13 protein-coding genes and 1 pseudogene are annotated in these 16,116 nt (G+C 31.7%); 4 read left to right on the forward strand and 10 right to left on the reverse strand.

Features of this window, described 5'->3' with window-relative positions; all coding sequences use genetic code 11:
* The first annotated feature begins 156 nt into the window (after positions 1-156).
* Together AC1DS7_RS02625 and AC1DS7_RS02630 are read left to right on the forward strand one after the other, a co-directional pair.
* The gene (locus tag AC1DS7_RS02625) at positions 157-729 is read left to right on the forward strand and encodes a TetR/AcrR family transcriptional regulator (RefSeq protein WP_016102336.1); all 573 of its coding nucleotides are present in this window, start codon (positions 157-159) and stop codon (positions 727-729) included.
* Positions 730-787: 58 nt separating this feature from the next.
* A complete protein-coding gene (locus AC1DS7_RS02630; RefSeq protein WP_088040510.1) occupies positions 788-1,726 on the forward strand; it encodes an SDR family NAD(P)-dependent oxidoreductase in 939 nt (312 codons plus the stop codon).
* Positions 1,727-1,774: 48 nt separating this feature from the next.
* Here AC1DS7_RS02630 and AC1DS7_RS02635 read toward each other — a convergent pair whose 3' ends face one another.
* The 7 genes from AC1DS7_RS02635 to AC1DS7_RS02665 form a co-directional block, all read right to left on the reverse strand.
* On the reverse strand, positions 1,775-2,713 hold the full coding sequence (locus tag AC1DS7_RS02635; protein ID WP_476998769.1) for a glycosyltransferase family 2 protein: 939 nt from the start codon (positions 2,711-2,713) through the stop codon (positions 1,775-1,777).
* Positions 2,714-2,805: 92 nt separating this feature from the next.
* On the reverse strand, positions 2,806-5,478 hold the full coding sequence (locus AC1DS7_RS02640) for a YfhO family protein (RefSeq protein ID WP_016102333.1): 2,673 nt from the start codon (positions 5,476-5,478) through the stop codon (positions 2,806-2,808).
* 321 nt (positions 5,479-5,799) lie between these two features.
* A complete protein-coding gene (locus AC1DS7_RS02645; protein WP_016102332.1) occupies positions 5,800-7,221 on the reverse strand; it encodes an oligosaccharide flippase family protein in 1,422 nt (473 codons plus the stop codon).
* Between the two features lie 93 nt (positions 7,222-7,314).
* Entirely contained in the window at positions 7,315-8,295 is a 981-nt protein-coding gene (locus tag AC1DS7_RS02650) for a glycosyltransferase family 2 protein (protein WP_016102331.1), read from the reverse strand.
* Positions 8,296-8,526: 231 nt separating this feature from the next.
* Positions 8,527-8,871, reverse strand: coding sequence for a DUF2304 domain-containing protein (locus AC1DS7_RS02655; RefSeq protein WP_002016417.1), 345 nt, complete (start codon positions 8,869-8,871; stop codon positions 8,527-8,529).
* Positions 8,872-8,877: 6 nt separating this feature from the next.
* Positions 8,878-9,606, reverse strand: coding sequence for a glycosyltransferase family 2 protein (locus AC1DS7_RS02660; RefSeq protein ID WP_000021472.1), 729 nt, complete (start codon positions 9,604-9,606; stop codon positions 8,878-8,880).
* Positions 9,607-9,824: 218 nt separating this feature from the next.
* A complete protein-coding gene (locus AC1DS7_RS02665) occupies positions 9,825-10,337 on the reverse strand; it encodes an acyl-CoA thioesterase (protein WP_000412118.1) in 513 nt (170 codons plus the stop codon).
* Positions 10,338-10,703: 366 nt separating this feature from the next.
* Here AC1DS7_RS02665 and AC1DS7_RS02670 point away from each other — a divergent pair, with 366 nt between their 5' ends.
* Positions 10,704-12,017: an ArnT family glycosyltransferase gene (locus AC1DS7_RS02670; RefSeq protein ID WP_002130138.1), complete on the forward strand. Its 1,314-nt coding sequence runs from the start codon at positions 10,704-10,706 to the stop codon at positions 12,015-12,017.
* 91 nt (positions 12,018-12,108) lie between these two features.
* Here the strand turns inward: AC1DS7_RS02670 and AC1DS7_RS02675 are convergent, their stop codons facing one another.
* The 3 genes and pseudogenes from AC1DS7_RS02675 to AC1DS7_RS02685 all read right to left on the reverse strand — a co-directional run bounded on the left by AC1DS7_RS02675 (position 12,109) and on the right by AC1DS7_RS02685 (position 14,164).
* On the reverse strand, positions 12,109-12,810 hold the full coding sequence (locus AC1DS7_RS02675) for a methyl-accepting chemotaxis protein (RefSeq protein WP_002184479.1): 702 nt from the start codon (positions 12,808-12,810) through the stop codon (positions 12,109-12,111).
* 99 nt (positions 12,811-12,909) lie between these two features.
* Positions 12,910-13,407: pseudogene (locus AC1DS7_RS02680) on the reverse strand (protoglobin family protein); the annotation flags it as partial.
* 124 nt (positions 13,408-13,531) lie between these two features.
* Positions 13,532-14,164, reverse strand: a complete 633-nt coding sequence (locus tag AC1DS7_RS02685) for a trimeric intracellular cation channel family protein (RefSeq protein ID WP_002034964.1) — start codon at positions 14,162-14,164, stop codon at positions 13,532-13,534.
* Between the two features lie 495 nt (positions 14,165-14,659).
* On the opposite strand from AC1DS7_RS02685, the gene AC1DS7_RS02690 reads away from it, so the two are divergent.
* Entirely contained in the window at positions 14,660-16,111 is a 1,452-nt protein-coding gene (locus tag AC1DS7_RS02690) for an O-antigen ligase family protein (protein ID WP_016102330.1), read from the forward strand.
* The last annotated feature ends 5 nt before the right edge of the window (positions 16,112-16,116 follow it).

Genomic DNA, 16,116 nt, shown 5'->3' on the forward strand with positions numbered 1-16,116 from the left:
CAACTTGAAATAGTACCTTGAATCATGATACTAAATTATTGAGTATAATGCTATCCTTTCAAAATGTATCTTTTTGTAAGAAACTCATTGTATTTTTTTGGAAAAAGGTTATAATATTAATTGAACAGTGGTCAATTAAATTGTGAGGTATGAAAAATGTCGCCAAGAAGGGCAGTTAAACAAGAATTAACGAGAGAAATGATTATGAATGTAGCAAGAGACTTATTTATAAAATTAGGTTATCAGCATACTTCAATGCGTAAAATTGCAATAGAACTAGGATATAGCCATGGTGCCATCTATTATCATTTTAAAAATAAAGCAGAGCTTTTCTATGCGATGGTAGAGCAAGATTTTCAATTGCTAAATCAAAAATTAGATGAGATTAATGATCAAAATTTACCACAAGAGGAACAATTGAAAGCTGTTTTATTTGGTTTTATTGAATTTGGTTTGCAAAATCAAAGTCATTATGAAATCATGTTTTTAATTAGAGATGATGAGTTAAAAGAATGTTTAGCAGATGGCCCAAATGTTAGTTACGAAAAATTTGCTACTGTTGTATCTTCTTTGTGTAATGAGAAGGTAAATGTAATGACAATATGGTCTGTTTTTCTATCATTACATGGGTTTGTGGCACACTATTGTGGGAATGATCAAACATTTGAAGAAGTAAAAGGATTAGCTAAAGTACACGTGGAGTTTATTTCAAAATCACTTCTTATGTAAGTGATTTTCTTTTTAATATTAATTGAACAGCGGTTAATTAATTTAGGGGGGATATATAATGAAAAAAGCTTTAGTGCTAGGAGCATCTGGATCAATGGGGTATGCAATTGTAAAAGAATTATGTAGCAGAGGAATTCATGTAGTGGCCTTTGCGAGGAATAAAGAGAAATTAGAGATATTATTTTCTGGAGAAGAAAATGTGAAAGTTGTAGCGGGAGATGTATTTATACAGGAGGATATAATGGAAGCTGCGAAAGGCGTTGATATTATATTCCATGCTGTAAACATTCCATATTCAGATTGGGAGAAGAAGCAACCAAAATTATTAAAAAATATATTAGAAGTAGCAAGGTATTACGACAGTAAGTTAGGGATAGTTGATAATATTTATGCGTATGGGAGGCAAGGGGAAGAACTTGTAGTGGAAGAAGTTAAAAAGGCACCACATACGAAGAAAGGGAAAATTCGGTTACAGCTAGAAATGATGGCAAAACAGGGAAATGTACAAATGTTTATTGCACATTTTCCTGATTTTTATGGCCCAAATGCAGAAAGTACGCTTGTTCATCATACTTTAAAAGGTGTACTTGCAAATAAGTTATCAAGCTTTGTTGGAGATAAAAAGATTGCTCGTGAATATATTTTCACACCAGACGGTGCAAAAGCAATGGTTGAATTAGCTTTACGTGATGAGGCCTATGGACAAAATTGGAACATACCGGGTTATGGTGTCATTACAGGTGAAGAGATGATTCAACATATACAAGAATTAACGGGATATACAAAACCAGTAATGACAGTAAAAAAAGGTATGATAAATTTAATCGGACTATTTGATAAGCAGATGAAAGAATTTGTGGAAATGCTATATTTGACAGAAAATCCTGTTGTATTAAGCGGAGAGAAATATGAGAGGTATATTGGGAATATACCAAAAACTTCTTATTATAATGGGCTAAAAGAAACGATTATATCTATGCAACATAAAGGTGCGTAAATATTAGTATAAAAAAAGTTACTTCTGTAGGTAGAAGTAACTTTTTTATTATGCTTTTTGTTTGACTTCACTAACTTTCTTTTCAGCTACAATAAAATGTGGTCTACGTTTTGTTTCATAATAAATGCGACCGATGTATTCACCCATAACACCTAGGAAAATGAGTTGAATACCACCAATAAATAATATAGCGGAAATTAAAGTGAAGTATCCTGGGACTTCAACACCACCAACAATAATTTGAATAAATGTAGTAATTACGTATAAAATCCCTAAAATAGTTGTTAATAATCCAAGATATATAGATAGTCTTAATGGTTTATTATTGAATGAGATAACACCATCTATTCCGTAATTTAACAATTTAGAAAAAGTCCACTTACTTTCTCCATCAGAACGTAATACATTTTCATATCCAATAATTAGTTCATTAAATCCAATCCAGGAGAATAAACCTTTTGAGAAGCGATTGTATTCGCTTAAAGATAGTAGAGAATCAACAGCTCTTCTACTTAAAAGTCTAAAATCTCCAATGCCGTCTACTAGTTCAATATCTACAAACTTATTCATCACTTTATAGTATATACGAGAAACGAAAGAGCGAACGGGTGAATCACCTGTTCTTGTTCTTTTTGCAATAACTTGGTCGTAACCTTCGTTATATCCTTCTAACATTTCTTTTATTAGTGTAGGAGGATGTTGCAAATCGGCGTCCATAATAACAACTGCATCACCTGTAGCGTATTTTAAACCAGCTAACATAGCGGCTTCTTTGCCGAAATTCCGACTAAATGATATATAATGAACAGCTGCATCTGAATTTGCCAAATCACGTAGAATATTTAATGTATCATCTTTACTACCATCATTTACAAAAACAAATTCATAATCGGTAGTTAATTTATGAATTTCTAGAGAAGTCTCTGAATAAAAGGCTCGAAGCATCTTTTCTTCATTGTAGCATGGTACGACTATTGAAAGAGTCATTTTTGACCCTCCTTGTTTATAATGGTTAAAACGTTATTTAATATTTTTTATGAAGCTATCCGCTTTGGATAGCTTCATGATTTATTGAGTGCTCATTGCTGCTTTTTAAAAGGCAATTTTCGGCGTCCTTTTTGATTTGTAAAAACTAGTAAGGCTACACAAATAATTAGTGAAATAATTGATATAATCATACCTAATTTAAAGTAAGGTGTAACATAAGTCATTTCGATTACATGTGCTCCTTTTGTAATTGGTACGCCAATAAAGGCAGAATTTGCTTTCGTGAATTCTGTTTCTTTTCCATCAACTTTTATAGTCCAACCTTTACTATATGGAACAGATAAATATAGTAATCCATCTTTTTTTGAGTTGATTTCACCTTTTAAATAGTTGTTTTTATAATAAATATTTTGAAGTCTATTTTCAGTTAGTTTTTTTGTTTCTTTTTGTACACCTTCGTAATTTACGATATTTGCTTGTAAGTCTTCAAGTTCGTATTCACCTGGCGCATCAATAGAAATAGTTAGTTGGTCTGGGCGATCGTCTTTACCTAAATTATAAACAAATCTTTCTAAAGGATATGAGTATGCACCAGTGTCTTCACCTTTCCCCATATCTTTCCCGTTAACTACTGCATGGAATGAACCTTTATTTTTTATCTTTAATTCTACAATTAAATCTCCAGGAGTATTAGGATAATTTATAGGTACAATCATATTTCCATTGCCGTGGACAATGAGTTTATTATTCTCTTTTTCCATATTTTCTAGTTGTACTTTTTCCATATTGATAGATACCGCTTTTGAATTAAGGTTCTTTTTATCAAAATGAGTTAATGAAAAGTCTTTTCCATTATTAACGACTACAGCATGTAATAATAATTGGTCACGCTGAGCGAAGTTTAATTTAGAAAATTCTTCTTCACTTATACTAGAATCATATACATACCCTAACGGTAAAGCATAGTCATTTTTGTAAATATTATATGGTCCTACTTGTTTTAATAGTTTATATCCATATGGGATATTTTTTTGATCTGTATCAGCGCTTAGTACGCGATATTTTACACCTAACATATTTTCAAGTAGTAGTCGACTATCAACTTGGAAGAACATCGAAGGAGTGTCGAACCCTTGGAATACGTTGTATTTATTTTTCATAAAGTCATGAACATAATAATTAATCAAGCTTTGGTACGTACTTGTACCATGATAACCTTGTAACATTGGTGTGTTATGGGCGCTACCTGGGTTAAGAATACGATAAAAGTCCTTATCATATTCTTGTATATAACGAATGGCAGCAATCTCATCTTTGTTATCATAGCCAGATACATGTAAAGCTTCTTTTGTAGCATTGCTTTGTCCGAAAGCGGTACTAAGTATATTATTAGCATACATGTAATTCATGGAAATTGTACTAACGAGTACGTTCACTACAACTAAAAATTGTATGAAAGGTTTAGAAAGATAACGCCATAAACATACTGTAATGAGAGAAAGAACGATAGTTCCGATTAAAATATTGTCAACTACCTGTAAAGGTTTATCACTTACATTTATATTTACTTTTCTATAAAATGCATAAATGAATAATCCTATTGATACTAATGAACTCATTATATAAGGTAATTTATGTTCTTTCTTATGAACAATCATCCAATCTAAGATGTATGCTATAGTTTGAGCAATTACAAATACAAATAAATAAAGCCATCTATATTGCATTGCTGAGAAACCATTAAATACAGAGTATGTATACGGAAGCATAAACAGAATGAACATGAAAAATGTAAAGAATACTTTATTTTTAACAAGTTTATCACGTATAAACATTCCAAATATGATTAGGAATAAAATTAAAGCTGGTAAAGCTAATTGATGATTTTCAGCATCATATACGAAGAAGATAGTTTCCATTAGATCTTTATAAAATGTATCTTCAAAGAATAAAGGTATATCAAATTTCTTCGTTAACCGATCCGCACTAAATACCGCATTGACTGATGGAATAAAGCAAACTGCAGCCAAGCCAAGTGATAGACCGTATAATAATCCAATTTTAATATAATAGGCTAGAAAAGAGACGATTGTTTTATTTTGCTGTGTGGCAAAGTATTGGAAAAATGCGTAAATGAAAATGAAAATACTTGTAATAAAAGCAAAATAAAAGTTCGATGCTAACATTAAAGTAGCAGCTACTAAGAAAAGTCCACGTTTCTTTTCTATAATATATTTATCAAGTCCCCATATTACTAATGGTAAAAATACGATGGCATCAGCCATGAAATCCCAAAGTAATGAATGGCGCATAAAAGTAATACATCCACCATACATAATAGCAGCAATAAAAGATGAGAATATTGTTTTATTATGATAACGTAAAGAACCATACATGAATAACATAGCTAAAAAGTTTTTTAAAATACTCATGTATAATTTCATATCATAGATTTGTTCAATATTTAATTTAGGAAGTAACAGCGTAATCCAGAAGAACGGAGCTGTACTGTAATAATAACTAAACTCTCCAAATAAATCTCCACCTAATCCATAATCAAAAGACCAAAAAAGATTACCATCTTTAAAGGCATGTTGCAGGAGAAATGTAAAGAAACCAAATTGGCTTAATGCATCACCTGTACCAGAAAAGATTTGATTAGATGTTAAAAAGAAATAATGAAAAGCAAAAGCACACAATAATAATATCGGAATAATCATTATAGTTTTCTTTGAGAAAATCTTATTGTTCGGCTTAATGCTCATAAAAATTTATAATCCTCCTTCGAAAGTTGTTACATATAAAAACACACCAATTATGAAGGTGTGTTTTTTAGTTTTAGCATAAAAAATATATATTTTTGTTGTATCATATATATTTTACAAGCATTGAGTTTCATAGTTTACTTGTAATTTAGTATAAAGCATTCTCAGAAAGTAAGTCAATTTGACATGGAATATATAGCATTTTTAACCACTGAAAATTCGAGAATAATGAAGTGCAGTCTTCAGAATTTATGTTCTGTAAATGGTGGTATATAAAAAGCCAAAAGCTTTTCCATTCTTAATAGGAAAAGCTTTTGGCTTTTAAGCGTTTTTACGAACTAATTTTTTATTTACAAATCCTAAAATCAACCCGCGTATTTGTGGATCAATTGCAAGGCCAATAATACCGTACAATATACCAGTAAGTGTTAGAGCTACCAGTGGTGGTAAGTTAATTAATACTGTGCGGTATAGGGCGTAACTGATTATAAATGCTAGTGTATTAAATACAATCCCTTTGAATAGTAATGTAAATCCTTTACGAACGAATAAAGTAAATCCGATTAATAAAGTAACCTCAGTAATGATAGCAGCTCCCGCAGCTCCCATCATTCCAAATTGGCTACCTAATACGATGTAACTTACGATAGCGACAGCTAATCCAATTCCCATCGTTGTCGCACGCTTCCACTGTTGACCAATAGTTGTTAAATTATCAGCAAGTGGATAGTTGATAGATTGTAAAATGACCATAAAGGCTAAGATTGCAAGAGCATCACCGGCTGGTGCATATTTTTCACCTAATAAAGTAACAATCCAAAAACTTGGGTCGGCGATAAATGGAATCGAAATTCCCATTCCTAAGAAAGACATAAGTTTTAATTCGAACTGAGATAGTTTTCTATGTTCATCAATATTCTTTTCATTTCCAAAAGCAAACAATTTTGGATAAAAAGCTGCTGCAATTACACCGGGTATTTGGTAAAGTACAGCAGGTATTTTATAGGCGGCCCCAAAGAATCCAACTTGCTCATTCGCTGAAACTTTTTCTAATATAATGGGACCTAACTGCGGCAAAAGCATAATGATAACGCCATTGATTGTGAAAATAAGTAATTGATCTAAAATGCCTTTATCCCAGCCCTTATGAATTGTTGTATAGCGGATTGTCATTATAAAGGCAATGACTCCTGTTACAAGGCTAGATATTCCGTACATGGCAGCGACCATCATAAGTGACCATTTAAATGACATCCCTAGCAGAAGAGCGGCTGCGGCTGTTACACCTTGTATTACAGAAATAATCGCTGTAAATTGCATACGTTCTGTTACTTGGAAATAAGCCATCCCAACACCTTGTAAAGTTGCTCCAAACATTGTTGGTAGTACAACCCAATATACCATCGCACGTAAGTAAGCATCAGTATAGAAGAACTGAGCGAAAATAGCGAAGAGCACAGAAATTACGATAGCTAATACTAAACGAATACGTAAATAACTACTTATTAATACGCTAATGTTAGCATCGCCTCTCGTTCCTTCACGCATAAACGTATGTGTCAAACCTGCATCTGTAAAATAACAAATGACAGCGGAAACTGCTAATGCAACTGTAAACATCCCATACTCATCTGGTGAAACATATCTTGCAAAGAGAATGGTCGCAATAGCAAGTACAAAACGAACAGTAATATTTCCTACAAATAGGTAGGAGGCGTTTTTAAGGATTTTATTTGTTTTCATGGAACAAGACCTTTCTATTTTTCAGGACGCACTTCGTCCTATTTGTAAATTTGCTTTGTTTACGGAAAGTATGTTTAAAAGCGTATTCTTTATTTAAGAAAACATAAACTTTATTCGTACAAACCAAAGCATCGCGTATAGCTTTTTGCTGCGTTTTCCATTTTTTGAATAAATTTTGCGACAATATTTATTTATATCGCTCTTGATTAGTTGAACTTGTGATTTATCTAATTTAGAGTTTCCCTTAATGTATATACAAGCGTTGTTAATGACTGTATATGGGAATAAATAAGTTTCAAGGATTTCAATAAGTTCTGTAGAATCATTCACGATTAAGTCTTTTGACTTATTATGAACCCAATCTTTCATTCGATTAAATATTTCTAATTCTTTTGTTGTTTTTAATTCATAATCTTTATACTTTGAAGAAAGATTTCCTTCTGATAAGATTCGATAATATGTTAAATATTCATCTACATAGCATACATTTGTTACACTCATTAATTTAAATAGAAATTCTAAGTCTTCTCCCCAGCTACATCCTGGTGTGAAACGAATATTATGATCCATCACTATAGATCTTTTGAAAATCCAAGTGCTCGTCTGAGCAACAACTTGATGCGTTAAGAAAGCTTTTGTCATATCACCTTTAATAAAGTTTGTCGTGTGCTCAACTTTTTCACCAGTCTCTTCGTAAAAGTTCATATAGCCACAATAACAAGCGTTCATGTTGTTTTTATGCATGCTTTCAACTTGTTTTTCGATTTTTGTTGGATTCCATAAATCATCACTATCAAGAAAAGCAACATATTCTCCGCTAGCATTTTCAATTCCTGTATTACGAGCAACAGAAACACCTTGATTTTCTTGAGGGACGTATTTTATTTGTCCTGGGTACTTTTGTACAAGATTTTTTACGATAGAAGGTGATTGATCTTTGCTTCCATCATCTACAATTACAATTTCAATGTTTTTATATGTTTGATCTAGTATTGATTGCATCGTTTCTTCAATATATTTTTCCGTATTATACAGAGGTATGACAACGGAAACGAGTTGTTTTTGTTCCATCATAGAGTTTTTATCTCCTCAAATTTTTTATGTTTTGTACCATATATACAAGCCTTTTGAAAGGAAGAAGACTACAAGAACATCTGTATAAGTTTAACGCATATAAACTTTGTAAATCAACTTTCTATTGTGGTATCTCTTATAATTAGAAAGAAATAATTTGAAATGATAAAAGCTCCTGAATTTTTCAAGCAAAATTCAGGAGCTTTTATATATTAGTATTTAGTTAGGAAGTTATTCTTTATCTGTTATCTTTAATTTTTGTTTTAATAATGCATAATCTTGCGTTAATGTTACAAGTTGATGGTGTAATTTGGAGATTTTTCTCGTCAGGTCAAAAATTAAGATAAAACAGAATAATAGTCCGAATAAGAATAAAATGGACGGAGGATATTCTACTTTTAATAGTTTTCCAATCCAATTTATAATTTTATCCGTAGAACTTAAAATAGCCATTGCAACACAAACAAAAATCCATAAAATAGCATATTTTGTTTCTAAAGTCCCACGACGAATGGAATTAATAATTAAGAAGAATAGTAATAAAATAAAGATAAATGAAAAGGTAATTATATGCATTTATTATCAACCTTTCACGATTTTTTGCATCAATATAGCAAGACTTACCTTCACCATGTAATATGCAGATTTAAGGGGAGTGATGGAAGATTGTCCGCCTTGTCGCTCTTGCATATTTACAGATATTTCATTAATGCGGAGTTTTTTCTTTTTTAAATGAATAAGGACTTCTGGCTCCGGATAATCTTTTGGATAATTGTGTGCAAAAATCTTAATTACTTCTCGATTGATAGCACGATACCCAGAAGTTGGATCCATAAATGTTTGTTTTGTTAGTACTTTCAATAGAGCGGTAAAATAAAAAATACCGATTCTTCGGGAAATACTACCTTTATATGCTGTTTTTTCTGTAAAACGTGAACCAAGCACCATATCGCATTGATCCTCGGCAATAGGCTGTATGATTTTGTATAAATCATCAGGATTATGTTGTCCATCAGCATCGAACTGAATCGCAATATCATATCCGTTCTCATAAGCGTATTTATATCCAGTTTGTACAGCTGAACCGATACCTAGATTATATGGTAAATTAACAAGATGAACAGGGAAATCTTTTACGATTTGAGCTGTTTTATCTTTTGATCCATCATTAATAACGCAAATGCTTAATGCTGTAAAATGCTGTTTTAGTTCTAATAATCTTGTTAATGTATCTGCAATTGCTTCTTCCTCGTTATACGCTGGAATAATAATTAACGTTTTTGGTATTGAAATTGGTACCTCAATAGACATTACCGCACCATCCCTTATATACTTAATCATATTATGGTTATTTTTAAACGAACATTATTTAATATACCATTAATAGTATAACAAAATAAAGGAAAAGCTGATGGGTGATTTTAGGGAACAGGCATAGAATAAAAATGCTAAGGCGTAACACTTTATTATAATAAAAAATACATGCAAGGAAGAAAAAACCTGTGCATGTATAAGATAAAATCCTAATGTTACATATTCCAAGGCTTACTTAAAGTTAACACTTCAGCCATTTCTTTACTTTTTAAACGTCCTTTTTTTCTATTTTCGGCACGCTCTGAACCAGTTGTATGTAGCCAATGTTCTTCCTCTGTTTCAGGAATTACTTGTGGTACAGATGAAGGTTTTCCGTCTTTTAATGCGACAAATGTAATGAAACACGTTGCGGCCATTCTACGCTCGCCTGCTAGTAGATCCTCTGCAATTACTTTTACGAAAACTTCCATTGAAGATTTTCCTGTATAACATACGAATGCTTCATAACAAACAGAATCTGCTTGGTGAATTGGAGTTAAAAAATCAACGGAATCGATAGATGCTGTTACGCAATGTTTGCGGCTGTGTCTCGCAGCTGCAATTGAAGCTATACTATCAATTTCTGCTAATAATTTCCCCCCGAAAAGTGTTTGGTGATTATTTAAATCGTTAGGAAAAACACGTGTTGTTTTAATTGCTTTTGATTCTCGCATGAATTTCTTTTCCATATATTCATCCCCTATTTTCTGTTTTCAATCAGAGTGACATGTGTAAGTGGAGTACCCATATTAGATATTTAATGAAGTAAAGTGTTCCAAAAGAGGATTATCCCACTATTTGCGGGCTAATAGTCAGTGGGGGATGAACAAAACCCCCGTGGATTAAAGTTTCACTTTATTGAAATTTCTGTATTTGTATTCATGTAACTGAAAGAAAATTTATCATATATAAAATGTAGTGTAAAAGAGGATTCGCTTACATTGCAAGTGAAAAAGTAATGACTATGTATTTGTCATAGAAATTCCCTATTAACCTTGTGCTTATTCATGATAGAATCGTTTTGTTATGAATGGAAGTAGAGGTGCAATGGACATATGAATCATATAAGAACAAATTTTTCGTCTTTCTTCAGTAAAATAATGATTGGTGCGATGCTCGCATTTTTTGTCTATAGTTGTTGGTCGGCTTTTGAAACAAGTAAGCAATTTTTTGGAGGAAGTACAACAAGTATAACAATTGTATTAGTGATTTTTGTTATTCTTATTTTGTTAGTAGCATCAATTTTGCAATATCGTTTTACAGATAAACAATTTCTTGTTTTTCTTATGAGCATATCTACAGTTGTAAGACTTATCACAGTTCTATTTGTAGATGTTCCAATGATAGGCGATATGAAAGCTATGTATGAGTCTGCAAAGCAGATTGCAATTGGCAATAATATAGAAAATATAGCACAGTTACCTTTTATTATTTATGAATCGATCATCATTCGTATATTTGGTGATACGGTATTCGCTTTACAATTATTTAATATTTTATTTTGTACAGGAACTGCATTTTTCATTTATCGCATTGCGTCAATGGTCTTTGGAGAAGAGTGTGGTCGTATTGCATCAATGTTTTACGCTTTATATATTCCAAATATATTTATGAGTTCTGTATTAACGGCGGAATCACTCGCAATATTTTTATTTTATTGTGCTTGTTACATATTTTTATATAAGGGATTAGACCATCCTTATATGTGGGTAATTTCAGCCATTTTATTTGCGCTTAGCAATATGATTTTCCCAATGGGGTTATTTTTACCTATTTTTATAGTTGTATATGTGCTGTTAATTGAATTATTTCAATCAGCAACGAAACAAAAATTACTATTAAAAATGATGGGAATACTTATTCTGTTTTATAGTACTCATTTTGGTGTGAGCTATGGTATTAAGATGATGGGAATGTCACAGTATACGATTTCTAATCAGACTTATGTTCAATCTGTTTTAATTGGAAAAAGTCAAAATGAAGAAAAAACATCCAAAAATAAAAGTGTAAAAGAGCACATTGATCAAGAGTTAAAAGAAATGGAAGTAGAAAGATTTAAACTGTTAAAACCAGTTATTAACCAGCTTTCAGACGAGGGAATAAATTCTATTATTTTTAAATGTGAAAAGCTTATATATATAGTGGTGACATTATTTATGGCCATAGCTTTATTACATTTTCTAATTAAGAAACAGCAAAATGAAGGATATATGTTGTTTGTATTATTAATTACCGGATACGTGTCGTTAAGGCTCTTCCGAGTAGATATGGCATATTATAATATTATTATGCCAGCTTTGTTTATTTTACAAAGCTTTGGTGTTTATATGAGTTATTTTTATTGCCAAAAAATATTTTTCAGAAAATAAAAGAATCCATTTTGGATTCTTTTTTTGTAGATGGATGATAAGGATGAATGCAGAGCGGAGATGACGAATCTCTACTTTGTATCGATTCGTCTTATCGGTTTAGTTCTAGTTGTAAATTATCCGCTGTTAAGGCCATTGTTGAGGAATCGTCTTGAATACTCTTCATTACTTGTGAGATAGTCTCTAATTCATTTTCAATTTTTTTATTTTGTTCTTTAGAGTTAGACATATCTTTTACGATTTCTTGGAAATATTGATCTGTCGCATGCATACTATCTGTCCCTTCAGATACGAGAGAGCTTATTTGTTCCACGGAAGAAGAGACGTGTATAATTTGTTCATTAGTTTTTTCAACGAGTTTTGTAACGTTGGAAATTGATTCTTTCGTTTGCTCTGATAACTTTCGGATTTCTCCCGCTACGACTGAAAAACCTTTACCAAATTCGCCAGCACGTGCAGATTCAATAGCAGCATTTAATGCTAGTAAATTTGTTTGCTCGGCGATTGATTTTACAATATCAATGATTTCGTTAATTTTGTTAGAAATATCAAGAAGTTCATGAGTATCAGTAATGATAGTTTCCATATTCGTTTGGATGCTTTCCATTCGTTTGTTTTGCAAATTTAATTGTTCTTTTCCTTTATTGGCCTTTTCTTCTGATGTCGTAGCTAATGATGTACCTGTTTTTGCAATTCCTACGATACTTTCTGATTTAGATGTTAACTGTTGAATAGAAGAGCTTGTTTTTTCAGATACTGCCGCTAGTTCTGTTGCAATATGTGTAATCGTCATAGTTGTCAGTTCTTTTTCTTTTTCATGTTCTTTTTGGATTCTTTCATATTCGGATTCATAAGCTGCAATAACAAGTTCTTGTTCTAATGTGAATAATTTATTTATTACGTTTATAGAATAAGAAAAATCGTCTATCGTTGAAATTTTCGTTTGCAAAATCTTTATGACGGAGCGGAATAATTCTTGATAAGCAGCGGTATACCATTTTCTATGTAAACCAATTTGTACGTGCCTTTTTGCAATTTTAACACGTTGTTTAATAAAATCTTCATTCATATTCCCGCTGAACAATTCTTTAATATGTGTCTTTAAAGTTTGTTTTAATTTGGGAATAGAGCTGTAGCGTTCAATAACAGCAATTAAATTAGGTTGTTTTGTGATGTTGGTGTAGAATTTTTCTGTTATCCAATCTATTTCCTCATAAATAAATGGCTGTAATACTTTAACAATTTGTAAATCTTCCTTTGAAATATGTAGCATATCCATTTGAGTTTTTAGTTCAGAATTAGCAGGCACGTTAAATATGATTTGTTGGCCTTTGCTTAATTCAATTATACTGGTGTTTGTTTTATTTTTTTTAAAAACCCCAAGCATCATTCTTCCCCCTGTTTATAAAACGTTTTCATTTTTTTATTCTAATGTAATTATATATTTTTATATACAATTACTCTATAGTATATGGAATTGCATATAAATTAAGAGAATTCTATGTAGAATTCTCTTAATGGCCTTTATTAATTTTTGCATGTGTTTTAAAGAAAACTGGGAAATGTACATTATATATTACGGTGACTACACGAATAACGAATGTTACTAATAAACAGACATAGAAAGCTAATATGTGTGCCCCCATTGCATGTGTAATTAAGAAACTAACTGCTCCTAGAATAGAAGCAATTGCATATATCTCTTTTCGGAATACATACGGGATATCTTGAGCGCAAATGTCACGTAAAATACCGCCCCCAATACCTGTAATAACTCCCATTGAAACGACTAAAAACGAGGCGTCAACGTGATGTGACATTGCTGCATTTGCACCAATAGCTGTAAATACCCCTAAACCAACAGCATCAGAAAGCATAATAACGACTTGAAGTTTATTAATGCGCTCGAAAAACATACATGTGAATAATGCTGATAGTACACTTACGAAAAAGTAAATGGGTTTTACAAATGCGACAGGAGGCAGGTTACCAATCATAATATCACGAATAATACCGCCGCCGAGCGCAGTAGCTACAGCTAAACAAAGGACACCAAATAAATCTAGATCTTTTTTTAAACCAACTAATGTACCAGAAATGGCAGCGGCGATAATGCCAAGAAACGTAAATATGTCGATTAATAACATGGCTTTAATTCCTTCCTCTTAAAGATGTTCCAGAGAAAAAATATACACTAAAGTTTTGGAAATAACAATTACTTTTCGCTACATGTAGAAAAATGGATGAAATAGCTAAAGAAAGCGTTTGAAAATGCTTGATAAGTAGCAATAAAGTAAAGCGAAAAAGTGTGGAAAGATTAATAGTATAGTTTTTTGATGTAGCTTAGTTGGAGGGATGGTACAATAAGATAAGTCCGCTTTGTACATTTGTATAAAATGATAAAAAAATATTTCTGTACGGTCGAAAATAAGTGCATATGTGTTAGATAGTTTTTATAGGGATAGGGAAGGATAGCTAAAGGACAATGTTTTCGGTTACTAATAATGCTGGATTTGACTAGTTTCGGCATGAAAAATAGTTCTCAATTTAAATATGAGTTATGTTATAATTGCTAGGTGTGTTTAAACAGTAGAAAACTATGATTAAAAGATAATGTGAAGATTTTGTATGGAGGTCTTGGAATGTTAGCAAATCAAGCTAGGGTTAGATTTGAGCATTTTTTGCTCTTTTTTATTATTTTACAGCCTGTTTTAGATTTATTAACGTCTCTTAGCATCGTTTTATTAAAGTCAAATGCCACTGTTGGAATTTTGGTAAGATTTCTTATTATGGCTGTTGGTGGTATTTACATTTTAATTCAGGCAAAAGAGAAGGAAAATAGGAAGTTTTTAATTTACTTAATACTATTAGCAGTAGTTTTAGGGATAGGGTTTATTAATAATAAACTAGTTAAGAATCCTATTGTACTTGGTGAAGAAGTTAAGTTTGTTGCGAAGGCATTATATATATATATCATGCTAGGATCATACATTTTAGCTTTAAAATCATTGAAAAAGAAAGTGAATATTAGTGACAAAGTCAGAAATAGTATTGTGTATTCAACATTAATCATTAACGCTATTATGGTTATTTCTATTTCGACATCTACAGACTTTGGTAGTTATCAATGGATGAAAGTTGGTTCCCGAGGGTGGTTCTATGCAGGTAATGAACTAGGGTCAATCTTAGCTATTATTTTCCCTATTGTGGTACTATATTCTATTCAAAAAACAAAGAGCGTGAAACACGTTTTATATTGGATTCCATCGCTTTTAATGATTTACTCGTTAATTCAAGTTGGTACGAAAGTAGGAATGGGCTCAATTGGTGCTACGTTAGCAGCAGCAATCGGGATTATCGTACTACAATTATTATTTGATAGAAGAAATCCAAACAAAAGGTCTCTTGTACTTAATGGATTAATTGCTATTTTCCTATTGGCTGGTGTTGTTGGAACGTTTAAAATGACGCCATTAGCACAAAATATGGGTATTCATAACAACTATTTATCAGAACAAAATGTAGCGCAGCAAGGTCAAAAAGAAAAAGAAATTAAAGAGAAAATTAAAAAAGAAGAAAAACAACATAAAGTTGAGAAACCAGAAGAAAAGGCGAAGGTAGAAGCTGAAGTTAAGAAAGAACTTGAGAAAGAGCAAAAGAAAGAAAATCAAGAAAATCTTATTTTCAGTGGACGTCAAGTATATGAAGAGCGACATAAGCAGTTCTTTAAAGAAGCGCCAATGTCACAAAAATTATTTGGAATGGGTTACGCAGGTAACTTTAAGTATAATGAACAAAAAGAGCCAGATCCGAAGCTAATCGAAATGGACTTCCATGATTGGTTTTATGATTTCGGAATTATTGGTTTTGCGTTAATGATGATTCCATTTATTTATTACGGCGTAAGAATCCTACTAGCATTTGTTACAAGATTTAAGGAAATATTTAATGTGAAATATGGAATGATTACAGCAAGCTTAGTATTAGCATTAGGTATTGCATATATTGCAGGACATATTTTGACAGCACCAGGAGTAGGGATTTACTTTGTAGTGGTGTTAGCTTGTCTAATTGTAGATTTAGAAATTGAATGATAAAA

Source organism: Bacillus sp. P4_E1, from assembly GCF_056401715.1.